This is a genomic window from Cognatishimia sp. WU-CL00825, from assembly GCF_040364665.1.
Lineage (GTDB): Bacteria > Pseudomonadota > Alphaproteobacteria > Rhodobacterales > Rhodobacteraceae > Cognatishimia.
Map to the genome: position 1 here is coordinate 1 of NZ_BAABWX010000009.1, position 22,451 is coordinate 22,451.

At 53.0% G+C, this 22,451-nt stretch carries 20 protein-coding genes and 1 pseudogene; 10 read left to right on the forward strand and 11 right to left on the reverse strand.

The annotated features are described in order from the left end of the window. A partial coding sequence (locus ABXG94_RS16860) for an IclR family transcriptional regulator domain-containing protein (RefSeq protein WP_353536157.1) occupies positions 1–312 on the forward strand: 312 nt, incomplete at its 5' end. A gap of 77 nt (positions 313–389) precedes the next feature. Beyond that, on the forward strand, positions 390–1,268 hold the full coding sequence (locus tag ABXG94_RS16865) for an isocitrate lyase/PEP mutase family protein (RefSeq protein ID WP_353536158.1): 879 nt from the start codon (positions 390–392) through the stop codon (positions 1,266–1,268). Here ABXG94_RS16865 and ABXG94_RS16870 read toward each other — a convergent pair. Together ABXG94_RS16870 and ABXG94_RS16875 are read right to left on the reverse strand one after the other, a co-directional pair. After that, positions 1,265–2,218, reverse strand: coding sequence for a formylglycine-generating enzyme family protein (locus ABXG94_RS16870; RefSeq protein WP_353536159.1), 954 nt, complete (start codon positions 2,216–2,218; stop codon positions 1,265–1,267). The two genes, ABXG94_RS16865 and ABXG94_RS16870, sit on opposite strands and share 4 nt — an antisense overlap. 82 nt (positions 2,219–2,300) lie before the next feature. Beyond that, on the reverse strand, positions 2,301–2,735 hold the full coding sequence (locus tag ABXG94_RS16875) for a MarR family winged helix-turn-helix transcriptional regulator (RefSeq protein WP_353536160.1): 435 nt from the start codon (positions 2,733–2,735) through the stop codon (positions 2,301–2,303). Between the two features lie 389 nt (positions 2,736–3,124). Here ABXG94_RS16875 and ABXG94_RS16880 point away from each other — a divergent pair, with 389 nt between their 5' ends. The 6 genes from ABXG94_RS16880 (at position 3,125) to ABXG94_RS16905 (ending at position 9,723) form a co-directional block, all read left to right on the forward strand. Further along, positions 3,125–4,684 (forward strand): ABC transporter substrate-binding protein, encoded by a 1,560-nt coding sequence (locus ABXG94_RS16880; protein ID WP_353536161.1) that lies wholly within the window; start codon positions 3,125–3,127, stop codon positions 4,682–4,684. Positions 4,685–4,809: 125 nt separating this feature from the next. Then, a complete protein-coding gene (locus tag ABXG94_RS16885; protein ID WP_353536162.1) occupies positions 4,810–5,790 on the forward strand; it encodes an ABC transporter permease in 981 nt (326 codons plus the stop codon). A gap of 2 nt (positions 5,791–5,792) precedes the next feature. Further along, complete coding sequence (locus ABXG94_RS16890; protein WP_502901726.1) at positions 5,793–6,737, forward strand: ABC transporter permease; 945 nt, start codon at positions 5,793–5,795, stop codon at positions 6,735–6,737. 4 nt (positions 6,738–6,741) lie between these two features. After that, complete coding sequence (locus ABXG94_RS16895; RefSeq protein ID WP_353536163.1) at positions 6,742–7,737, forward strand: ABC transporter ATP-binding protein; 996 nt, start codon at positions 6,742–6,744, stop codon at positions 7,735–7,737. Then, on the forward strand, positions 7,734–8,771 hold the full coding sequence (locus ABXG94_RS16900; RefSeq protein ID WP_353536164.1) for an ABC transporter ATP-binding protein: 1,038 nt from the start codon (positions 7,734–7,736) through the stop codon (positions 8,769–8,771). Before ABXG94_RS16895 ends, ABXG94_RS16900 begins: the two co-directional genes overlap by 4 nt. A 22-nt stretch (positions 8,772–8,793) precedes the next feature. Continuing rightward, the gene (locus ABXG94_RS16905; protein ID WP_353536165.1) at positions 8,794–9,723 is read left to right on the forward strand and encodes a LysR family transcriptional regulator; all 930 of its coding nucleotides are present in this window, start codon (positions 8,794–8,796) and stop codon (positions 9,721–9,723) included. A 53-nt stretch (positions 9,724–9,776) separates the two neighbouring features. Here ABXG94_RS16905 and ABXG94_RS16910 read toward each other — a convergent pair whose 3' ends face one another. The 7 genes and pseudogenes from ABXG94_RS16910 to ABXG94_RS16940 form a co-directional block, all read right to left on the reverse strand. Then, positions 9,777–10,577: a hydroxypyruvate isomerase family protein gene (locus ABXG94_RS16910; RefSeq protein WP_353536166.1), complete on the reverse strand. Its 801-nt coding sequence runs from the start codon at positions 10,575–10,577 to the stop codon at positions 9,777–9,779. Beyond that, entirely contained in the window at positions 10,574–11,224 is a 651-nt protein-coding gene (gene otnC / locus ABXG94_RS16915) for a 3-oxo-tetronate 4-phosphate decarboxylase (protein ID WP_353536167.1), read from the reverse strand. The genes ABXG94_RS16910 and otnC overlap by 4 nt, the downstream gene beginning before the upstream one ends. Then, positions 11,221–12,492, reverse strand: a complete 1,272-nt coding sequence (gene otnK / locus ABXG94_RS16920) for a 3-oxo-tetronate kinase (RefSeq protein ID WP_353536168.1) — start codon at positions 12,490–12,492, stop codon at positions 11,221–11,223. Before otnK ends, otnC begins: the two co-directional genes overlap by 4 nt. After that, complete coding sequence (gene ltnD / locus ABXG94_RS16925) at positions 12,489–13,406, reverse strand: L-threonate dehydrogenase (protein ID WP_353536169.1); 918 nt, start codon at positions 13,404–13,406, stop codon at positions 12,489–12,491. The genes otnK and ltnD overlap by 4 nt, the downstream gene beginning before the upstream one ends. Before the next feature lies 1 nt (position 13,407). Next, positions 13,408–14,685: a TRAP transporter large permease gene (locus ABXG94_RS16930; protein WP_353536213.1), complete on the reverse strand. Its 1,278-nt coding sequence runs from the start codon at positions 14,683–14,685 to the stop codon at positions 13,408–13,410. Positions 14,686–14,859: 174 nt separating this feature from the next. Further along, positions 14,860–15,423 (reverse strand): annotated as a pseudogene (locus ABXG94_RS16935) (TRAP transporter small permease subunit); the annotation flags it as partial. 80 nt (positions 15,424–15,503) lie between these two features. Continuing rightward, positions 15,504–16,538, reverse strand: coding sequence for a TRAP transporter substrate-binding protein (locus ABXG94_RS16940; protein ID WP_353536170.1), 1,035 nt, complete (start codon positions 16,536–16,538; stop codon positions 15,504–15,506). 242 nt (positions 16,539–16,780) lie between these two features. Between ABXG94_RS16940 and ABXG94_RS16945 the strand changes: the two genes are divergently transcribed. After that, complete coding sequence (locus tag ABXG94_RS16945) at positions 16,781–17,797, forward strand: LacI family DNA-binding transcriptional regulator (protein ID WP_353536171.1); 1,017 nt, start codon at positions 16,781–16,783, stop codon at positions 17,795–17,797. A gap of 196 nt (positions 17,798–17,993) precedes the next feature. Here the strand turns inward: ABXG94_RS16945 and rhaI are convergent, their stop codons facing one another. Then, positions 17,994–19,268, reverse strand: a complete 1,275-nt coding sequence (rhaI, locus tag ABXG94_RS16950; RefSeq protein ID WP_353536172.1) for an L-rhamnose catabolism isomerase — start codon at positions 19,266–19,268, stop codon at positions 17,994–17,996. Between the two features lie 55 nt (positions 19,269–19,323). Continuing rightward, positions 19,324–21,420: a bifunctional rhamnulose-1-phosphate aldolase/short-chain dehydrogenase gene (locus tag ABXG94_RS16955; protein WP_353536173.1), complete on the reverse strand. Its 2,097-nt coding sequence runs from the start codon at positions 21,418–21,420 to the stop codon at positions 19,324–19,326. Positions 21,421–21,607: 187 nt separating this feature from the next. Between ABXG94_RS16955 and ABXG94_RS16960 the strand changes: the two genes are divergently transcribed. Continuing rightward, entirely contained in the window at positions 21,608–22,408 is an 801-nt protein-coding gene (locus ABXG94_RS16960; protein WP_353536174.1) for a DeoR/GlpR family DNA-binding transcription regulator, read from the forward strand. Positions 22,409–22,451: the final 43 nt, after the last annotated feature.

A 22,451-nucleotide genomic window follows, 5' to 3' on the forward strand; every position in this document is an offset into this window, starting at 1 on the left:
CGGTTTCATGTTGAAGAAGGTATGCGGTTAAGTTTGCAAAGCGGGGCCTCGGGCATGGTGCTGCGACATTTTACGGGCGATGATGTTGGCGATTTGAGTGCCTTTAATCAAAATGGCACCGCCAGTGCTGTCGGTTCTACCAACCCAAATATTTCCTCGGTCGCCACGCCCGTTTTCTCAAAGAACGGAGAGTTACTGGGTGCCTTAGCGGTGTCCGGATTGGTTAGCCGATTTGACGAAGCAGCCAGAAAAAAGGTGACTCCGCTGTTGGAAAAGCTGGCGCGCGAATTGGGCGAGCGTTCTCTTGGGTGAAATTTGCTTCGTGTTGGCTTGTTTCGTTCCCTAGGCTCGGTCAAACAAGCGCCAACTTATGAAATCGAGGATTTGCCATGCTGAGCCAAGACATCAACAAAGCGTTTCGCAATCGTTTGAACCAAGGCGGTGCCATATTGATGCCAGGGGCGGCCAATGCGTTGGCGGCTCGCGTGATCGCAGATTTGGGGTTTGAAGCGCTTTATATTTCGGGCGCGGGCGTTACCAACACCTATCTGGGCATGCCAGACCATGGATTTATTTCCTTGCCGCAATTGGTGGATCACACGATGGCCATTCGCAACACGACCGATCTGCCGATTTTGGTTGATGCAGACACCGGATTTGGCAATGCGGTCAACGTTCACCACACCGTCCGTATGCTAGAAGCGGCGGGGGCCAGCGCGATCCAGTTGGAAGATCAAGTGAATCCAAAGAAATGCGGGCATTTTACGGGTAAGGAGGTGGTCGACCTAGATGAAGCGCGCAGCCGGATCAAAGCAGCGGCAGATGCCCGTCAGGACGAAAACTTTCTGATTGTTGCACGGACAGATGCGCGGGCCACACGCGGGTTTAACGAAGCGATCGATCGCGCTGCCGCCTTTATCGAGGATGGAGCCGACATTACTTTTGTCGAAGCACCACAAAGCGTTGCCGAAATGAAAGACATCCCAGCGCGCTTGCCTCAAGCGCCGCAACTGTTGAATTTGGTTGTTGGTGGGAAAACACCAATTCTAGATCTGGCGGAGCTGGATACAGCTGGGTTTTCACTGGTGCTTTATGCCAATGTTGCCTTGCAAGGTGCGCTAATGGGCATGCAGACTGCTTTGGGCCAGTTGAAAGAACAGGGCCGCATGGACGAGGACGGACCAGTTGCAGGATTTGCCTTGCGTCAAGCAAGCGTCAACAAGGCGCATTATGATGCGCTGGAAGAAAAATACAGTACAAAAAACTAACGGTCATAGACCACGCGAAACCCGGTATGCGCTGACGAACTTTCAGGCGTATTACCGGTGCGGGCCGCGATGCGATAGCGGTAGCAATAGCTGATGTGGCACAGAAATGATCCACCTTTGATAAGCTTGTTGCCCTGTGTAGCTTGCGCATGGCTGCGCGCGGTTTTTTTGAGCGATTTCACTTTGAACGGTTCGGATGTCCATTGCCAGACATTGCCCACCATATGGTGCAGCCCATAACCATTGGGTTTGAAACTCAGGGCGGGAGCTGCGCCTGAATGGCCATCAAGACACAAGTTGTTATGTGGAAAGTTGCCTTGCCAAATATTGCAGGGGAAATGGTCGATGTCATTTGGTTCGGTGTCACCCCAAGGAAAGCGCACATCTCCGAGGCCCCCGCGAGCAGCATGCTCCCATTCTGCTTCGCGCGGCAACCGTCCGCCGGCCCATTTGGCATAGGCCGTTGCGTCGTTCCATGAAACATGTGTGGCTGGCATATCAGGAGCGCCAATGGGGCCATAGGGGCCTTGTGGGAACTCCCAATTTGCCCCGTCGATGCGCCGCCACCATTCCAATCCATCGACGCCCAGGGTGTCGGGTTGGTCTTTTGGGACATGGCTGTGAAACACAAAGGACCAGCCAAATTGATCAGCCTCAGTTTGATAGTTTGTTGCTTGCACAAACCGTCGGAACGCCGCGATGGTCACCGTCCCGCGTTCCCAAAGCAGGGCCTTGACTTTTTTACGTTTTAGCGGCCCTTCGCCATCTACCGGGATCTGAGGATCAGAGGTGCCAATATAGGCGTTGCCGCCAGGGACTTTGACGCAATCGCGCAAGGCTGGATCCATGCCAGCGGTGATCTTGGCGAGCGCAGGTGCCGGATCCAGAACTGGATCAGTCGGGGTTTGTGCTTTGCGTGCTGCGCAGCAGCTTGGTTTTTGAAGGGTCAAAACCTTGTCCTAAAGAGAAGTCGCGCATGCGCTGAATATACGCTTTGTGCGCAGAATGAAAATCGGGTTTTGGCACCAAAAGTCAAAGGTCGGCAATCTGCGTAAGAATCCGCTGCAGAGTGGCGGCATCTTCGCTACCAAGCTGCGTTTTGATTTTTTCATTAAACGCGCGGGCTTCTTGCGTCAGGTCCCGAAAAACGGCTTGTCCCTCTGCTGTCAACGTCAGGCTGGCATGCCGTCTGTCTTCTTGGCGTTCAGCGCGGGCCAAAAGGTTTTTTTGTTCAAGCGCTGTGACGGCACGGGATACTTTGGTTTTGTGCAATCTTGCCCGGTCGCAAATTTCCTTGGCGGTGATGTCTTTGTAGCGTCCAACATGAAACAAAACGCGCCACTCTGTGCGCAACATGCCGTAGCGATCTTTATAGGCCGGCTGAAACTCTAAACTCAGCGCGTCTGCAGATTGAGTCATCAAGTAAGGCAGAAAATCTAAGAGATCAAATTTCGCTGTATTGGTCATCACAAGATCCTAAACGCTGGCCTAGGGGCCTGCAACTGAAGTATTGGCTTTTTGCCCTTAACCTAGGGGCGAAAGCAACCAATATTCGGGCGTTTTCTGGCGTGTCCAGCCTGCTACATGACAGGGTTTGTACAACTGTTCTTACTGTGAAATTGGCTGGACGTTTGCAGAAAGCGCGTGCGTTAGGGAGGCATATTGCAATGCAAAGATTCGATGCATTAGCCTAGATAATTGATTGATTTGGCGCAAAGTTTAGGCGTGAAGTTCTGATTAAGCTCATGAAAAAAAAGGACTATTCAAACCGCGCATGGGGTCATGCAAAACCAGCATTTGAACAATTTCGGATCGGCTCGAATACTGCGGGTAATAAAAACAGAGAGGGTATTAACATGTTTAAATTTGCTTCCAGTGTGGCCACGGCCGCGCTGATCGCCTCGTTATCAAGCGCTGCTTACGCTGATACTACAGTGCGTGTTGCTTATGATGCAGATCCAGTTTCTATGGATCCTTATGAACAATTGTCAGGTGGGACGCTGCAACTGAACCACATGGTATTTGATCCACTGGTGCGCTGGACCCAAGACTTGCAATTTGAAGCACGTCTGGCAGAAAGCTGGGAACAGATCGATGCCACAACGATGCGCTTCAACCTGCGCAAAGGTGTGAAATTCCACAGCGGCAACGATTTCACGGCTAAAGACATCGACTGGACTTTTGATCGCATCAAGCAAAGTGACGACTTCAAAGGGGTGTTTGCGCCTTTTGTTGACGTCGAAGTTGTAGACGATTTCACCATTGATTTGAAAACAGCTGAACCCTTCCCACTTGTTTTGCACACTGCAACTTACCTGTTTGCGATGGACAGTGCGTTTTATTCGGGCACCACATCTGACGGCAAAGACAAATCCGAGATCGTCAAGCACGGCGACAGTTTCGCGTCGCGCAATATGTCAGGCACTGGTCCATTTGTTGTGACCGAACGCGAACAAGGCGTTAAGGTCGTGTTTGATCGTCATGATGGATATTGGGACACAGCTTCTGCGGGCAACGTGGATGAAATTGTTCTGACCCCGATCAAAGAAGACCCAACACGCGTCGCGGCTTTGTTGTCTGGTGATGTCGATTTCATTGCACCTGTGCCACCTACGGATTTGCAGCGGGTTGAAGGTGCGGATGGTGTGAACCTGATCACTATGCCGGGTACACGAATTATTACGTTTCAAATGAACCAGAATCGTGTCGAGGCGTTTAAAGATGCGCGCGTGCGTCAGGCCATTGACTATGCGGTGAACAACGCGGGCATTGTTGATCGTATCATGCGTGGTTTTGGCACCGTGGCTGGGCAGGCATCTCCAGCGGGCTATCTGGGTCATGACCCAGCACTGACACCCCGCTATGATGTAGAAAAAGCCAAGGCGCTGATGGCGGAAGCAGGGTACGGCGACGGTCTGTCCATCACCATGATGGCGCCCAACAACCGCTATGTGAACGATGATCGCATTGCTCAGGCTGTGGCCTCTATGCTGTCACAAATCGGGATCACCGTTGATTTGCAAACCATGCCAAAAGCCCAGTATTGGCCAAAGTTTGACGAGCGCGCGGCTGACATGATGATGATTGGTTGGCATTCTGACACCGAGGATTCTGCGAATTTCCACCAGTTCCTGTCAGCGTGCCCGGATGCAGATTCCGGCAATGGTCAATATAACTCTGGCGCATACTGCAACGCCATGACCGATGATCTGATGAATGCTTCCAACACCGAAACAGATCCCGCGATGCGCGGTGAAGCGCTGCGAAAGTTGGAAGGCATCCTGTATGCGGAATCTGCGTTTATTCCATTGCATTGGCAAAACCTGGCTTGGGGAGCAAAGGACAATATGAATGCAGGCGACATCGTAAATGCGCTGAACTTCCCGTATTTCGGTGACCTTGTGGTTTCAGAGTAATCCCTGTGCGCCCGGGCTGGCAATCTGTGCTGGCCCGGGCGAATTTTCCTAAGGTATAAGCGACCACGACCTTAAGGACCCCGGCACAAGCTGCGGGTTGGTAATATCGAATTTGGGTGAGAACTATGTTTGCCTATCTCGTCAAACGAGTATTTCAGGCGATTGCGGTGATGTTTGTCATCTCGCTGATTGCATTTGCCATTCAAGGCAATCTTGGCGACCCCTTGCGGGAACTTGTTGGACAATCTGTGTCCGAAGAAGTGCGCCAGAAACTGCGTGAAGAGTTGGGGTTGAACGACAGTTTTCTGCAGCAATATCTGCGGTTTGCAGGCAATGCGTTGCAAGGTGATCTGGGCACATCCTATTTCTTTAAAGAACCCGCCTTGGACGTGATCCTAAAGAAACTTCCCGCAACATTGGAATTGGTGCTTGGTGCAACGCTCATCATCGTGGGGCTTTCAGTGCCGCTGGGTGTTTATACCGCAATCAAACCCAACGCGGTATTGTCCCGTTTGATTATGGGTCTGTCGATTGTTGGGATTTCGATTCCTGTATTCTTGACAGCAATCTTGATGATTTTTGTATTTTCGGTCGAGTTGGGTTGGTTGCCCAGTTTTGGCCGCGGAGACGTCGTGCAGGTCTGGGGCTACTGGGAAACCAACTTTGCCACCATTGATGGCTGGCAGCATATTGTTTTGCCTTCGATTGCTTTGGCCTCGATCATGTTGCCCTTGTTTGTGCGATTGATCCGCGCAGAAATGATGGAAGTGTTGCAAAGCGAATATGTGCGTTACGCCAGAGCCAAAGGCATTCACCCCTGGCGGATTTATTTTGTTCATGCGTTAAAGAACACATTGCTGCCAGTGATCACGGTTGGCGGCGTTCAGATTGGTACCATGGTGGCCTATACGATCTTGACCGAAACCGTGTTTCAGTGGCCGGGCATGGGCTTTATGTTCCTAGAGGCTGTGAACCGGGTCGATACACCGCTGATCGTGGCCTATCTGATTGTCGTGGGTTTCATTTTTGTTGTCACCAATACCATCGTTGATTTGATCTATGGGTTGGTGAATCCAACCGTCAATCTAGCGCGGATGGGAGCCTGATCATGAGCGATTTCACAAATCCGAACCAGCAATCACGGCTCGCCAAGATCATGGATTCTGGGATGATGTACAGCTTTCGCCGCAATCCGGTGGCGGTTGGCAGCTTTGCAGTGTTTTTCCTGATCGCTCTGATGGCGTTTTTAGCGCCAATAATCGCACCATATAATCCTTATGATCCGTCCCAAATTGACCTGATGAATTCTGAATACCCACCCGCCTGGGTGGATGGTGCCTTGCCGGAATTTGTTCTGGGCACCGATGATCAAGGGCGCGATCTTTGGTCAACCATCCTATATGGCACGCGCTTGTCCATTCTGATTGGGGTCTGTGCCGTGGCCTTGCAGGCGTTTCTGGGCATCTCCATTGGCTTGATCGCAGGCTATGTTGGCGGGCGCACAGACAATTTGTTGATGCGAATGGCCGATATTCAACTGTCGTTTTCCACGTTGATGGTGGCGATTATCTTTTTGGCTGTCACACAGGCCTTGTTTGGATCAGAGACTTTTAACCGGTATGCGGTGTTTTTCCTGATTGCGGTGATTGGGGTGGCTGAATGGCCGCAATATGCCCGTACTGTGCGTGCCACAGTGCTGGCAGAGAAAAAGAAAGAATATATCGACAGTGCGCGGGTTCTGGGGTTTGGGCCTATGCGGATTATGCTGCGGCATATCCTGCCAAATTCACTGTCGCCGATCTTTGTCATTTCGACAGTGCAAGTTGCCAATGCCATTATTTCTGAAGCCTCGCTTTCATTCCTAGGCCTGGGCATGCCGCCAAGTCAGCCCTCGCTTGGCTCGCTGATTTCGGCAGGGTTTGACTATATCTATTCGGGAAGTTGGTGGATCACCGTCATCCCTGGCATCGTTCTTGTTGTGCTTGTTTTGGTCATCAACCTGTTGGGTGACTGGGTGCGCGATGTTCTCAACCCAAAACTTTACAAAGGGTAAGGCCATGTCATTACTGTCTGTTCGTGACCTGACCGTCAAATTTGCGATGCGGGATCAAACCGTGTCGGCACTGAATGGGATTTCATTTGATCTGGCCAAGGGCGAGCGTCTTGGCATCGTAGGAGAGTCTGGTGCGGGGAAATCAATCACAGGATTTGCGCTGCTGAACTTGCTAAGTCGCCCAGGCTATATCGACAATGGCCAGATTATGTTTGATGGCGAAGACGTTGTTCAAATGGACGACAAGGCCCTGCGCAAGGTGCGCGGCAATCGTATGGCGATGATCTTTCAGGATCCTATGGTGACGCTTAATCCAGTGCTGACAATTGGCCAGCAAATGGTGGAAACCCTGCGCGCGCATCGCAAACTTAGTGTGGAAGAAGCGCGCCAAATTTCGATCGTCAAGCTTCGCGAGGTGTATATTCCTTCGCCCGAAGAACGACTGGATCAATACCCACACGAGTTGTCAGGTGGGATGCGACAGCGCATCATCATCGCCATTGCTTTGCTGCTTGATCCGCAATTGATCATCGCTGACGAGCCAACAACAGCGCTGGATGTGACAATTCAGGCTGACATTATGGAACTGTTGCTAGAGCTGTGCCAATCCAATCAAGTGGGCTTAATCTTGATCACCCATGACCTAGGCGTGGTCAGCCAAATGACTGAACGCACGTTGGTGATGTACGCAGGGCGGATCATCGAAAGCGGCCGCACCAGATCAATTATTAACGACCCGCAGCATCCCTATACTCAGGGGCTTATCAATGCATTGCCGCAACAAACCATGCCAGGCGAGCAACTGCGGCAGATTCCAGGCAATATGCCAACGCTGTCACAGGTACCAAATGGCTGTGCCTTTCATCCACGATGTGAGTTCGCCACAGACACCTGTCGCAGCCAATTGCCGGAAATTAGCCAATTTGGCGAGGTCGAAGTGGCGTGTCACGAAGTGCGGCGCTTGCACGTTGACCCTGTGCTTAAGGAAGAAAAAGCATGAAGGATCTAATACAATCTGAACCCTTACTTGAAATCAAAGGGCTGGAAAAAAAGTTCGATCTGGATCGTGGCTTTTTGGAAACTTTGAAATTGCGCGGCGGTAAAATTGTCCGCGAAACGCGCGCGGTTCATGCGGTTAATGGGGTGACGCTAAATGTGCATCGAGGTGAGGCCCTTTGCGTTGTTGGTGAGAGCGGTTGCGGCAAGTCGACAGTTGCACGGCTGGTCGCAGGGCTTTTGACGCCGACCCATGGTGAAATTCACTATGAGGGACGCCGGATCGATAATCTTTCGCGTCAAAGCATGCGACCACTGCGCAAAAAGATCCAGATGATCTTTCAGAATCCCTATGCGTCTTTGAATCCACGTATGACCATTCTTCAAGCGTTAGAAGAACCTGTGCGCCAGCATAACCCGGGGTTTTCCGCGCAGGAAGTACGTGATCGGGTGGCCGAAGTTATGCGATCTGTTGGGGTGGATCCAGCATGGGCGCAACGCTATCCACATGAATTTTCAGGTGGGCAACGTCAGCGGATTGCCATTGCGCGCGCCCTGACTGTTGACCCGGAGTTTGTGGTGGCCGACGAGCCAATCAGCGCTTTGGATGTGTCAATTCAAGCCCAAGTATTGAACTTGATGCTAGAGGCCAAAGAAAGCCGTGGCTTGACATATTTGTTCATTACGCACGATCTTAGTGTTGTCGAACATTTTGGCACGCGGGTCGTGGTGCTGTATCTTGGGTCGATTTGCGAAGTCTCTGATACCAAGACTTTGTTTGCCAATCCAAAGCACCCTTATACGCGCGCTTTATTGTCGGCTGTTCCGCAGCTTAAAGACGACCGTCCAAACCACATTCGGCTGAAAGGGGAGATTCCGACGCCGATCAATCTGCCACAAGGGTGCCCGTTTCAAAGCCGATGTGCTTTTGCCAACACTCGATGTGGTGAAGAGAAGCCAAAGGCGCTGCAACAACCCGACGGAAGCCTTGTCGCCTGCCACGCAGTCGAAGAAGATCGCATGACATCCCAGGCATAGGCCCAGGTCGTAGGACGCAATTTTGGAATTCAATTGGCTTAAAGATTTTGAAACTTTGGCGGCGTGTCGAAACTTTTCGCGCGCGGCAGAAGAGCGACATGTCAGTCAGCCGGCGTTTTCGCGACGTATTCGTGCGCTTGAAAATGCTGTGGGGGTGCAACTGATCAATCGTGAAACATTGCCGCTTTCCCTAACACCAGCCGGGGATATTTTTGCGACTCAAGCGCGGATGATGCTGCAAATGTTGGATGAAACCGTCGAACGTTGTCAGGCCGTGGATGCTGCTGGTGAAAACGTTGTGCGCTTTGCTGCATCGCAATCCTTATACACGACCTATTATACCACCCGGATTGCGCCGCTGGTGCCTGCTGGTAATCTGTCGATCGACTTAAACTCTGCTTCCTGGCCCGCCGACAAATTTGTGAATGCCATGCAGCAGGGTTATTGCGACGTGATCTTGAATTACTGGCATCCTTCGATGTCGTATTTGTCGCCTTTAGAGATGAACCAGTTTGAGTATTTGTCGCTGGATACAGACGACTTTGTGCTTGTGGCAAAGACTGGTCCAGATGGGCGCGCGATATTTCGATTGGACAGCAATGAAAAAAACCGAGTTCCGCTGTTGTCCTATAGTGCCTCTAGTGCGTTTCGCCCGGTTGTCGATGATATGATGCGGGCTCAGATATCAGGCCCAAAAACCCTGATAGTTAGCCAGAATGCACTGGCAAATTCGGTTAAGGCGCTGATCTTAGAAGGTTTTGGATTGGGGTGGTTGCCAAAGAAAATGTGCGCCGCAGAATTGGCATCAGGCGAGTTGGCGCTTGCCGGAAATTCAGGTCATTCCACCAGTTTGGAAGTACGGGTTTACCGACGGCGCGATTCCAGCAAGCCACCACTTGAAGAGCTATGGGGAGGTATTAGGCAAAATATGAGTTCCAGCGCGGGTATTTGAGCCCGATTAGTTCGGCGGTTCCTTGTGGCGAAGCAGGGAAATCTGGCGCATCATCAGCAAGCGCTACGGACTATTGGGATTGTGGTCAATAACTTGACGTTACCATTCATCCACGCAAGCGTATCATTAGTGTTGCCGCGGGGCTTGTATTCGGCCCCCAAAGGGGCTGTGTAGCCAAGTCCAGATATCGCCTGAAACACGTGATCGTAGTTGATCTCTCCATGATCTGGTGCACCACGATCCGGGACGGAAGCAAACTGGATATGCCCGATCGACGGCAAGAGCCGCCCGATTTTGTGGGTCAGATCACCTTCCATAAGTTGAACGTGATAGCAGTCGAACATCAGTTTCAAGTTGGCTTCACCGACCGCTTCGATGATCGCCAGAGCTTGATCGGTCGTGGTCAAAAAATAGTCAGGTGCATCGTAGCTGTTGAGCGGTTCGATCAGGATTGTGATGCCGTTTCTGGCTGCGATTTCGCATGCATACTTTAAATTGCCTACAAAGGTTTGGTGCGCGGCACTACCGCGCGCGAACCCTGCCATGACATGAATGTTCGGCGCGCCGATTGCGGTGGCATAGGCGATGGCTTCGTCGATTGCGGCACGGGCTTCGGCCTCGCTTCCTGGAATTGCCGAAAGACCGTTGTCCCCAGCGTCAACATTGCCACGCCGAGTATTAAGACCCAACATCGTCAAGCCGGTTTCCTCGAGCGCGGCATTCACAGCACTCGTCGGCGTGTCGTAAGGCCAGTGGCATTCCACAGCGTCGAAACCCGCCGCTTTTGCGGCGCGGATTGCGTCGGGCAGCGGCTTATCATTCCACAAAAAACCCAAATTGGCGGAAAACTTCATCTGGCCCACTCCACGTCGAATTTCGTGATCAGCGCCTGAACATTGTCTTCGGTCAGGGCACACGGGTTCATTCTGCGTGTCAGCATAGCCAGCCGTGCAGTCTCCTCAAGCTCTTCGATCGCGTTGCAGGCGGCTTCGATATCCTTGCCCGCCACAACTGGACCGTGGTTGGCCAGCATTACCGCCGATCGCTTTCCCGCAAGACCACGCACGGCTTCTCCCATGGCAGGATCACCAGGCAAGAAGAAAGGTAGCAGCTTAACGCGACCCAGTTTCATGATCCCATAGGGTGTCAGCGGCGGCAGGAAATTGTCGGCATTTGCGTCAGGCATCATCGACAGCGCCACCGAATGGCAGGAATGCAGATGCACCACCGCGCTCGCAGTTGAACGGGTGTCGTAAAACGCTGTGTGTAAGGGCATTTCCTTGGTTGGATCATCGCCCTCGATATGATTGCCCTGCGCGTCAAATCGGCTGAGCCGTCCGGGATCCAAGCGACCGAAGCTTGCGCCGGTTGGGCTAACAAGCAGGCCCCCATCAGAAGTCCGCGACGAGATATTGCCGGTGCTGCCGCCGGTCAGTCCACGGTCGAACATAGACTTTGCAAGCAGGCAGATTTGCTCGCGTAGTTTGGATTCCTCGCTCATAAGAATTCCAGTTTTGTTTGAGCTTCTGAAAAGAATGTCTCGGAGCCAAAATTTCCCGATTTCAGGGTCAGTGCGATTTCATGGCCACCCGAATGGCAATAAGTCCAGGGCACTCCCGGTGCGATCTCTGCCCCAATGTCGAGCTGGGTGACGCCAAGCGCCTTGGTGACCGCACCGGAGGTTTCGCCTCCCGCGACAATCACGCGCCGCGCGCCCCTGTCTCTCGCAGCAACAGCACAAGCTGAAAGCGTTGCCTCAACGATCTCGCCAGCGCCTGCGACGCCCAGCTTTTCCTGCGCGGCACGAACGCTTGCAGGATTTGCGGTGGCGTAAACCAGCGGCGCGACCTCTAGATCTTGTTTTGCCAGCCAGTCGAGAGCCTTCTGCGGTCCATTTTCGGCCAAAGCCAATGGGTCCAGCTGGAAGGCAGGCACACCGCGACTTGTGTAATCCGCAACCTGCTTGTTGGTCATGGCCGAGCAGCTGCCAGACAGCACGATGGTCTTGGTCCCAAGTTTTGGTGTCCGGACTTTTGGCGCATCTGGCGACAGGGTTCCGTCTGCCAGATAACATGCGGGCAGAGGCATCGCCACGGCGCTGCCGCCGGTCATCAGTTTCATGTTACGGCAGGCTTCGGCGATCACCTCGAGATCGGAATTGGCCACCGCATCTACCACGACATGCGCCACGCCACGCGATTTCAACGCCGCTAGTTCGGCTGCAAGCGCCCGCGCGCCGCGCGCCACAGTCAGCCGGTCCGCCAGACCCACCGGTTTCGTCACCTGAGGCTTCAACAGACGCATCAGGTCGCTATCGCCCATCGGGGTCAACGGGTGATCCTTCATCGGGCTTTCCGCCAGCGGTTGGCACCCGACAAAGAGGTTGCCCATGAAAATTGACCGCCCATTTTCCGGAAAGGCCGGGCAATAGATCGTCTGATCGGTGCCCAGATCCTGCATCAACGCCTCGGCGACGGGGCCGATATTGCCCTCTGCTGTGCTGTCAAAGGTCGAACAGTATTTCCAAAAGAACCTTTGTGCCCCTGCGGCCTGCAACCACTTCAATGCCGCTCGGCTTTCTGCTACGGCTTCCACAACCGGTGCGGTGCGCGACTTCAGGGCGATCACCTCGAAGGCGGCCGGGTCAGTTGGGGGCTCGGATGGCACCCCGATTCTGAGCGAAACGCGCACCCCGCTTCGAGCCAGCAGGCCCGCCAGGTCAGTAGCACCGGTGAAATCGTCAGCTATACAGCCAAGTACAGTAGTCATATGGCTTCTCCCGGCAATGTCAGCCCGGCAATGCGGGCATAGACCTTGGCCACAGCGGCGTCGTCTTCCCTGCCATGGCCCATTCCGGCGGCGGCAACGAATTGCTGCAAAGCCGCCGCAGTGATCGGTGCGCTAAACTGGGCAGATTTGGCGACATCAAGCACGATGCCCAAGTCTTTGGGCCAAATATTGACCGAGCTACGAGGTGTATAGTCACCTGCCACAATATGCGGCGCGCGATTCTCCAGCATCCAGCTGGTACCCGCACATTTGCTGATCACTTCGACGAATTTCTCCGGCGCTACACCTTGTGTCATACCAAAGGTCAATGCCTCGGCCATGGCGGCGATATGAACTCCGGCCAGAAGCTGGTTCACCGACTTCATAGCGCTGCCCGCGCCGGCTTCGTCGCCAAGCTCGAATACGGTTTCGGCGATGCTGTCCAGAACCGTCCTTGCTGAGGTAAATGCTTCAGGCGTTCCTGACGCCATGATCGACAACTGCCCGTTGGCTGCTTTTATGGACCCACCTGATATCGGTGCGTCAAGGTAAAGAACCCCGGTCAGTGCACAACGCGCTGCCATATCCTTGGCGAAGACAGGCGGCACCGTGGCACATGCCAGAACCACCGCGCCGGGCTTCAGAGATTTGACAATCCCCTCTGTTCCAAAGAGCACGGTTTCGGTTTGGGCGGCGTTCAGTACCGCAACAATGACCACATCCAAATCCCCCGCGACGTCGGACAGCTCCTCTGGTTGACCACCTTCCTCGCGAAACCGGGCAACCTGGTCTGGGTTGATATCAGCGCCCCAGACCAGGTGGTTGTCTCTAAGCACTGACGAGGCAATCCCGTAGCCCATGGAGCCAAGTCCAATGGCAGCGACATTACTGCGGAGTTGCTTAACTTCGTTCATCTTAGTTTCCTTTCACCCACTCGGGCAGCCACAGGGCAACGCCTGGGAAGAACAGCACAATAGCTAGTGCCACGACCTGAATGCAGATGAATGGGATCAGCGCGCGGAAAATTTCCGACAGGCTCATGTCCTTTGGGGCAACCGATTTCAGATAAAACGCGGCAGGTCCAAAGGGCGGTGACAGATAGCTGACCTGCATGTTCATTGCAAACAAGATGCCAAACCAAACTGGGTCCATACCCAGTTTAATGATGATCGGAACAAAGATCGGCATGGTCAGCAATGCGATCCCGATCCAATCCATGAACAGGCCAAGCACCACCAGAATTCCCATCATCATCAGAACAATGACAAGTGGGGAAGCGCCGCTGTCCAAAATGGTGTTTTCGATAAAGCGGTTCCCACCCATCAGGTTATAAACACCCACCAAAGCCGCCGCACCAAGGCCGATCCAGATGATCATGCCACAAGTTTCAAGTGTTTGCTTCAGGCTGTCACGGATCAATGTCCAAGTGACTTCGCGACGGATCAGCGCCGCCAGAAAAACACCGACTACACCCATGGCTGCCGCTTCGGTCACCGAAGCGATGCCGCCATAGATAGAGCCCAGAACCATCGTCGCCACGCCCACCGGCAGGATAACGCCACGGATTTTGGCAAGCTTTTCGGACATTGGGATGTCCAGCTCTTCTTGTGAAATTGGCGGGCCCATTTCAGGGTCCATATAGCAGCGCACCAGAATGTAGATGATGTAGAACGACGCCAGCATCAGCCCAGGCGTAACCGTGGCCAAAAACAGGTCGCCAATCGAGACGCTTGCCGTCAAGCCATAGACGATCAGCACGATCGAGGGTGGGATCATCGTCCCCAACGACCCACCAGCACAGACAGTACCAATCGCCAGAGCCCGATTATATCCCAGGCGCAACATCTGTGGTAGGGCGATCAGACCAAGCAAGACGATTTCACCGCCGATAATGCCAGAAATCGCGGCGAGGAATACCGCTGCCACCAATGTTTGCACCGCCACACCGCCGCGCAGACGACCCGCAATCAGGCGCATCGCGTCATAGAGGTCGCGTGCCATGCCTGAGCGATCCAGCAATGAAGCCATCAGGACAAACATCGGTATGGCAACCAAAACATATTCATTCACAAAGGAATAGATGCGGCTGGACACCAATGGTACGCCCGTTGGACCAAACCAGGCGATGGTGAACAGGATGGCGATCAAACCCGTCACAAAAGCCAGTGGGATGCCCGTCAGGATCAGGATCATGATCGACCCAACCAACAAAAGGGATCCGGTTTGAATGCCTAGATTGCGGCCTTCGCTAAACAGTGCATAACCACCTATCGCAAGCAGGGCGAAAACAACGCCAATTCCGATAATTGCATATTTGCTAGGGGACTCGCCGGAGCTTTGACGAAATCCGGTCCCTTTCCAGGCAGTCCAGATATGTCCAACCGATTGGATCGCCAGCACTAGCGCAGTTATCAGCAACGCCATTTTGATCAAGGCAGGCGTGATCGGGTTCCAAGCGGATCCAGACCGTTCCAACCGGAAATCACCCTGTGGCGTAAACCAGGATTTATCGACCATCGTGTAGGCGGCATAGGCAATCGCCACCGCAAAAAACAAGGCCAGCAATCCGTTCACAATGTCCAGCAAACGGCGCGTTCCTCCGCTGGTCCCAAAGTAGATCAAGCCAATGCGAATATGTTTGTCCGCCGCCAAACACTGCATTCCGCCATAAAGATAACAGGCGGCAATCAGGGCGATTACGGTTTCATGGGCCCAGATCGTCGGAGCATTGAAGAAATAGCGCGCTACAATTTCGTAGATCGAAACGGCGGTCGCAATCGCGAATAGAAAACTAAAAATAGTGCCAAAGGAAACGATTCCTCGATCCAAGGCGTTTTGCGGGCCTCCAGCGTCTTCTTCGTGAACGCGCTTAAGAGCCTCAAGCTGTTCGTCCATCTCAGCCTCGGTCATTGCTAAAGTTTCTTGTGCCATGGTCCCCTCCCTGGAGCGCCTGGTGTTTGAATGAGCGTGAAGGGGCCAGTTTGGCCCCTTCTTTGAAAAAATGGCTTAGTTCATTCAGCCAAAAGCCCTGCAGAAACAAGGTAGGTCGTAACGCTTTCATAGGCTTTGCCAGCCATTTCCGAGCGGTCGGCCCAATTCGCCCACTGGGTTTTTGCGATGCCGCGGAATGCTGCGCGCTCTTCGTTGGACCAGTTGATCACGGTGATTTTAGGATCAGCTTCGGCCTCAGAGACCGCGATCTCGTTCTGTTCATCAAGCTGGCCGACCATGTCACGGGCAAAGACCGATACCGAGTCGTTCAGGATCTCCTGGAGGTCCTCGGACAGTCCGTCATAAATTACCTTGTTCAGCGAGACTTCAATCACAGGCATCGAGTGGAAGCCGGGGTAGATAGGGTAATTCGCAAATTCGTGCATGCCCTGTGCGTGATTAGTCGAGAAGACCGTGTAGTCAGCAGCATCGATCACGCCTTTTTCAAGCGCGGTGTAGACCTCCGAACCAGGGAGGTTCACCGGAGCGGCGCCTGCAGCTGCAAAGACTTCCTGCACCATGCCTTCGGGTGCACGCAGTTTCAGCCCGTCCAGATCCGCAACGCCGTGCAGCGGTTTGGTAGACAAGAAGGCTTCGACTCCGGTGGCCGACGCTCCGAGAAACTGGAGCCCGTATGGGTTCACCAACTCGTTGAACAGAGCTTTGCCGCCGCCGTTCTCCATGTAGTCGAACATTTGCTCAGGCGCCGACCAGGCACCGACCAGATTGCCCAGCATCGCAAACGCCGGATCCTTGCCCGAGAAATAAGACGGGTCGGTGATGTGGCCTTGCAAAATACCAGCGCCGACAGCGTCCAGCGTCTCGTTGTGAGCTACTACAGTTCCGACTGGCACAACGGTGATTTCTATGCGGCCGCCAGACAGTTCATTGACGCGATCGGCCCATGCTTCCTCAATTGGAAAGAAGTTGTCACCAGCCTGCGCCGAGGTCTGGAAGGTCCATTGATGTTCTTGCGCGATGGCAGTTGTGGCCAACAGCGCGGTGGATGCAAACACCGCGCTTACCACGGTGGATTTTAGGATTAGAGTTTTCATATTTCCTCCCTTTGGCACCCGACCTGGGTGCAGGACTTTGGCTGATGCGAGCCCCTCTCAGCTCACGACTAGACCTGTATCGCAAAACTGGTATCGATACCGGTATCGGTAGCAGTACTGCAAGCAAGATCAGTCTGTCAACACCCAGTTGGTTTTGCCTTTCAAAGAGAAACGTCATAGATTGCGCTGAGACGACGCAGGTAATCACCTAGAAACGGGTCAGGCGAAATGGCACCAAGCGCATGAAAAAAAGAAAAACTTTGATCGATGTAGCCGCTGCCGCAGGTGTCAGTAAAATGACCGCTTCACGGGCACTTCGCGGCGATAAAGATGTGTCTCAGACGAATATCGAAAAGGTACGTCAAGCGGCGCGCGACATTGGTTATTATGGGAATCACCTCGCGGCGTCGCTTTCCAGCAAACGTTCAGATTTGATTGGCGTTGTTGTTCCAGGCCTATCGAATATCGTTTACCCGCAAGTGATGTCGGGGGTAACTGACGCCCTCATGGGAACAGGCTTCCAACCGGTTTTCGGTGTGACTGACTATGATCCGGACAAGGAATATGAAATCCTTCGAAGCATGTTATCTTGGCGCCCTGCTGGCTTAATAGTGACCGGATTGGACCAACCGCTAGAAACCAGAAAGCTACTTGCCGATGCGGACATTCCGGTTGTGCAGATCATGGACTGCGATGGTGACCCGATTGATGCCTGCGTCGGGTTTTCCCATACTCAAGCAGGTTTAGAAATGGCCGAAGCTTTGCTTGCAGAAAGCAGGACACGATTTGGTTACGTTGGGTGCAACCTCGACAAGGATCATAGGGCCGCAAAGCGCAAAGAAGGCTTTCTTCAAGCGCTACGGAAACGGCAATTCGATCTGATTGCGTCGGTGGATGAGCAGGGCTTGTCCTCTGTCGAAGCTGGCCGCCGACTGACCGCCGAACTCCTCGCGGGCCATCCGGAACTCGATTGCATCTATTTCTCAAATGATGACCTCGCGGTCGGAGGGTTGTGTTATTGTATCGACGCAGGAATCTCGATCCCGACGAAGGTGGTTTTGGCGGGTTTCAACGGCCTTGGCATCATCGAGGGGTTCCCTGGGAAAATTGCCACTTCAATTACTTTGCGCCGCGAGATTGGAGAGACATCAGCCAGAATTATCTTAGAGTCGCTCGAAAATTCAGAAGAAGAGAAACAGAAAACCGTTGTCCTTCAACCGACAATCTCACTTGGCGCTTTGGCGAAGGGCGAAAACTAATTGCCTAAAAAGGACAACTTGGGTGTCTCTCGAAAAGCTGCCGTTGAAACGAATTGCAACAACCTCTTATGAAAACAATGAGCCGGCCCGTTTTCCGTTGAAGTCCTTTTAAGGAAGGCTTCTGGATCAAACCGAAGAAGGGGCGCTTAGCGCCCCTTTGTTTTTTTTACATTGGATGATTAGGTTGCGAGGTAAATCAGACGATGCCGCCACCAACGCCGCTAGAATCTGGCCGTGCGCCGGAAACTTTTGCTCTGTAGCCAGAAGCCCGATAGGTTCCGATTGGATCAATTGCGCCGCCAGAAAGGCTCCGCGCTCTTGCAAGGATCGCATCCACATCGGTGCGGAAAGCGCTGCGCAAAGTCGCGGAGGCCATCAATGCGTCGTTGTCAGCCTGATATGCTGCCAAGGCTTCGCGATCCACCAAAGCGGCCTGAATGTAGGCGCGTTGAATTTCAATGCAGGAAATCATCAGGCTTTCGATTGGATCGGTCACGTTATGTGACTGATCAATCATATGAGAGAGGTCCAGACCTGGTGTATCCTCTGCGTCGACTAATTCATTCCAAACCAGGAACAGGCGATAGGGATCAATAGTGCCACTGTCTAGATCATCGTCGCCGTATTTGCTGTCGTTAAAGTGGAAGCCACCCAGTTTACCCGCATGGATCAGACGAGACACAATCATTTCAATGTTCACGTTTGGTGCGTGGTGGCCTAGATCGACCAGACATTTGGCCTTTTCGCCGAGCTCCTGTGCTGTCAAAAGAGAGGTGCCCCAATCCTGCACAACGGTTGAATAAAAAGCTGGTTCATAGATCTTATGCTCAGAGAAAATCTGCCAATCATCCGGGAGACCTGAATAGATTTCCTGCATCGAGGACAGGTAGCGTTCAAACTGGCGACCCATATGGGTTTGACCCGGGAAATTGGCACCATCGCCAATCCAAACCGTCAACGCCTTTGAGCCAATCTGATCCCCCAAATCGATACATTCTAGGTTATGCTCAACCGCTTGGGCACGTGTGGCCTGTTCGGTGTGAGTCAACGACCCGAATTTGTAGGAATGTACTTGATCTGTCTGGTCCTGAAAGGTGTTTGAGTTCACGGCATCAAAGGTCAGGCCGTGTTCTTCGGCTTTTGCACGAAGATCAGCGGGATCAGTTTTGTCCCATGGGAAATGTAGAGACACTGAAGGCGCGGCATCTGTCAGCGCGTGGATAACGCCGCAATCATCAAGTTTGTCGAAGATGCTTGCTGGTTCGCCACCACCCGGAAAGCGAGCAAATCGCGTGCCGCCCGTGCCGGTGCCCCAGGATGGGACAGCCACACCAAAGGCCTGTGCTCGTTTTACCAACGCGGCGATGCTGACGCCGCGGCGATCCAGTTTTTCAGCCAGATTCGCAAAGTCGATGTTCAAGCCATCTATGTGTTTGGCGTTTTCAGCCTCAATCGTGGACTTATCAATCATGTCTTTCTCCTCCCAAGGAGTTGCTGCGCCACCCGATCAAAGCGGCGCAGATATCTTAGCGTGTAAATGCTTGAACGTTGCCCGCATCAACATTGACGATATTGCCTGTCGATTTTGCGGATTTGTCTGAGGCAAAGAAATAGGCTGCTTCCGCTATGTCCTCTGGTAGAACCGAGAGTTTCAACATCGAGCGATTGCGATACATTTCCTCCAAGCCGCCTTTGTCGGTGCCATAGGTGCCAGCGCGTTGATCCAGCCAGTCGCCTTCCCAGATTTTGGAGCCACGCAAGACCGCGTCCGGGTTAACCACATTAACGCGAATGCCTGCTTCGGCGCCTTCGAGAGCCAAACAACGCGCGAGGTGGATTTCCGAAGCCTTGGCCGTGCAATAGGCGGATGCATTTGGAGATGCTGCAAGACCGTTCTTAGACGCAACAAATACAATCGACCCCCCCATGTCTTGCGTCCGCATCATCTTGAATGCTTCGCGAGAGACAAGGAAATAGCCCGTGGACAGAATGTCCATGTTCAGGTTCCAGAGTTTCAGGGTTGTTTCTTCGACTGGTGCCGACGAGGCGATACCTGCGTTCGACACAAGAATATCAACGCCACCGAATTCAACAGCGGTATCGGCAAAGGCTTTGGCTACTGCAGCTTCGCTTGTAACATCCATAATAACTTTGCGCACGGCATCTGCACCAAAGCGGCTGGTCAGGTTATCGTGAGTAGCATCTAGGTTTTCCGGGTTGATGTCTGCCAGCATCACGCAGGCACCTTCCGACAGATAGCGTTCTGCAGTTGCAGCCCCGATGCCACCAGCGCCGCCGGTGACCAACGCCACGTGGCCAGCCAATGATTTTGGCTTAGGCATACGTTGCAGCTTGGCTTCCTCTAGCAACCAGTATTCGATATCAAAGGCTTCTTGTTCCGGCAGGCCACAGTATTCTGATACGGCAGAGGCCCCACGCATAACATTAATGGCGTTGATATAGAATTCGCCGGAAATACGCGCAGTTGCACGGTCTTTGGCAAAAGTGATCATGCCAACACCCGGAATCAGATAGACAACTGCGTTTGGATCACGCAGCGCCGGGCTGTCGTCGTGTTTGCAGCGGTCATAATAAGCCGCGTAGCCTTCGCGATAGGTTGCGATCTGTGCTTCCAGTCCTGCCAGCACCGCTTCAATATTGTTTTGAGCTGGGTCAAAATTAACCACCAATGGGCAGATTTTGGTGCGCAGGAAGTGATCCGGGCAAGAGGTACCAAGCGCCGCAAGGGCTGGCATGTCTTTGCCGTTCACAAACTCCAGAACCGTGTCTGTGTCTACAAAGTTACCGACCATATTCTGTTGACCGGAAATAAAGCCACGGATGGCTGGCATCAGCTTGGCTGCAACACCCCGGCGAGAATCCGCATCGATGCTATTATGGATAGCGCCACCAAAGGCTGGAACACCAGCGGTCCTTTCTTCGAAATAGGCAATCGCTTTATTGATGATGTCCAGCGTCAACTCATAGCAAGTATGCGCGTCATCTGCCCATGTGAACAGACCGTGTGATTCGAGCACAACGCCTTTGGCATTTGGGTTGTCCAGGCAGAATTTTTCGAGCCACAGACCCAATTCATACCCCGGTTTTTTCCAAGGCAACCAACCGATGTCATCGCCAAAGATTTCCTGTGTCATCGCTTTGCTGTCTTTTGACGCCGCGATCGCAATGATGGCATCGGGGTGCATATGATCGACGTGAACCTTTGGCACGTAAGCGTGCAAAGGTGTATCGATAGAAGCCGCGCGTGGGTTCAGGTTGAAGGTACAATGGGGGAGGAACCCAACCATTTCATCTTCGAACTCAACACCGCGGTACTTTTCTTTAAGCGCGCGCAGCTTTTCCATATAAAGCGTGGAGAAGCCGTCCATTTTGATAGACCCGACGTCACCGCCGGACCCCTTGACCCAAAGTACTTCGACCTCTTTGCCAGACAGGGGGTCTTTTTCGAAAACCTTGGCTGAGGTGTTGCCGCCGCCGTAGTTGGTTACGCGTTTGTCGGATCCAAGCAGATTCGAGCGATAGAGCAGTTTCTCAGATTCACTCATATGCGCCGCCTTTTCATGGTCCCAAAGGGAATTGAGGCGGTTTTGGTTGGTTGTCATTGTGATCTCCTCCCGATCGACAGATAGTCTAGTCAGATTTGGTCATAGATTGCGCTTGGTGCGTCTGAATGTCAATCATAAACGATCATTAATGATCAAAAGATGACTTAAATCGAGCAAAAATGACAATTAATGATTGACAATGATTGGTTCTTTACGGCATCGTCACTGTCAACGGGAGGAAAAAATGCACGAGAAGGAACGCCATAGGGTTATTCTGTCAGCGGTTCAGGAGCGTCCGGTTGTGACGGTTTTGGAGCTGTGCAGCATGACTGGCGCTTCAGAAGCAACCATCCGTCGAGACATTTCTGGGTTACACGCGGAAAACAAACTTCGTCGCGTTCGAGGGGGTGCTGAAGCCTTGCATCCCAATCAGTTCCCCAGTTTGGCTGGTCGCCCATTTGCTGTGAACGAAGCAATCAATATTGATCAGAAGCAAGCAATTGCGCGCAAGGCGGTAGAACTGTGTGAAGAAGGTGAGCCGATTATCATCAACGGCGGAACGACGACATTTCAAATGGTGCATCCTTTGGCGACTCGTCGCTGCCAGGTTTTTACCAATTCGTTCCCAATCGCTGAACATCTGCTGAAGAACTCAAAAAATACCGTGCTTTTGTCAGGCGGAGTGATCTATCGCGAGCAAAACATCATTTTGTCTCCTTTCGAGAACGATGTGACACGTAACTTCTATGCGCGGCGCATGTTCATGGGGGCGCAGGGTGTCGGGCCGCTTGGCGTTATGGAAGGCGACCCGCTGATCATCCAGGCAGAACAAAAACTGATTGGGCAAGCAGATGAGGTCGTGCTTCTGGTTGATTCCGGGAAATTCGAATCCCGCTCGAGCCTCGTGCTTTGCCCGTTGAAAGATATCGATGTCCTGATCACTGATGAAGGTATCAGCGATCGCCACGCCGCGATGGTTGAGGCCGCGGACATCAAACTAATCGTCGCATCCACAATTGGGGCGAAGGAGGAAGCGGTCTCGTAGGGAGCCGATTGGTTACGGCGAGCCGCAATAATTTGGGATAAAC

What these genes read in the sequence shown, in the direction of transcription:
- ABXG94_RS16955 (WP_353536173.1), bottom strand. Translation starts at nt 21,420, where the DNA reads ATGACAACCAACCAAAACCGCCTCAATTCCCTTTGGGACCATGAAAAG.
- ltnD (WP_353536169.1), bottom strand. Translation starts at nt 13,406, where the DNA reads ATGAACGAAGTTAAGCAACTCCGCAGTAATGTCGCTGCCATTGGACTT.
- ABXG94_RS16875 (WP_353536160.1), bottom strand. Translation starts at nt 2,735, where the DNA reads ATGACCAATACAGCGAAATTTGATCTCTTAGATTTTCTGCCTTACTTG.
- ABXG94_RS16880 (WP_353536161.1), top strand. Translation starts at nt 3,125, where the DNA reads ATGTTTAAATTTGCTTCCAGTGTGGCCACGGCCGCGCTGATCGCCTCG.
- ABXG94_RS16930 (WP_353536213.1), bottom strand. Translation starts at nt 14,685, where the DNA reads ATGATCCTGATCCTGACGGGCATCCCACTGGCTTTTGTGACGGGTTTG.
- rhaI (WP_353536172.1), bottom strand. Translation starts at nt 19,268, where the DNA reads ATGATTGATAAGTCCACGATTGAGGCTGAAAACGCCAAACACATAGAT.
- otnC (WP_353536167.1), bottom strand. Translation starts at nt 11,224, where the DNA reads ATGAGCGAGGAATCCAAACTACGCGAGCAAATCTGCCTGCTTGCAAAG.
- ABXG94_RS16890 (WP_502901726.1), top strand. Translation starts at nt 5,793, where the DNA reads ATGAGCGATTTCACAAATCCGAACCAGCAATCACGGCTCGCCAAGATC.
- ABXG94_RS16900 (WP_353536164.1), top strand. Translation starts at nt 7,734, where the DNA reads ATGAAGGATCTAATACAATCTGAACCCTTACTTGAAATCAAAGGGCTG.
- ABXG94_RS16910 (WP_353536166.1), bottom strand. Translation starts at nt 10,577, where the DNA reads ATGAAGTTTTCCGCCAATTTGGGTTTTTTGTGGAATGATAAGCCGCTG.
- ABXG94_RS16885 (WP_353536162.1), top strand. Translation starts at nt 4,810, where the DNA reads ATGTTTGCCTATCTCGTCAAACGAGTATTTCAGGCGATTGCGGTGATG.
- ABXG94_RS16940 (WP_353536170.1), bottom strand. Translation starts at nt 16,538, where the DNA reads ATGAAAACTCTAATCCTAAAATCCACCGTGGTAAGCGCGGTGTTTGCA.
- ABXG94_RS16865 (WP_353536158.1), top strand. Translation starts at nt 390, where the DNA reads ATGCTGAGCCAAGACATCAACAAAGCGTTTCGCAATCGTTTGAACCAA.
- ABXG94_RS16895 (WP_353536163.1), top strand. Translation starts at nt 6,742, where the DNA reads ATGTCATTACTGTCTGTTCGTGACCTGACCGTCAAATTTGCGATGCGG.
- ABXG94_RS16945 (WP_353536171.1), top strand. Translation starts at nt 16,781, where the DNA reads ATGAAAAAAAGAAAAACTTTGATCGATGTAGCCGCTGCCGCAGGTGTC.
- otnK (WP_353536168.1), bottom strand. Translation starts at nt 12,492, where the DNA reads ATGACTACTGTACTTGGCTGTATAGCTGACGATTTCACCGGTGCTACT.
- ABXG94_RS16960 (WP_353536174.1), top strand. Translation starts at nt 21,608, where the DNA reads ATGCACGAGAAGGAACGCCATAGGGTTATTCTGTCAGCGGTTCAGGAG.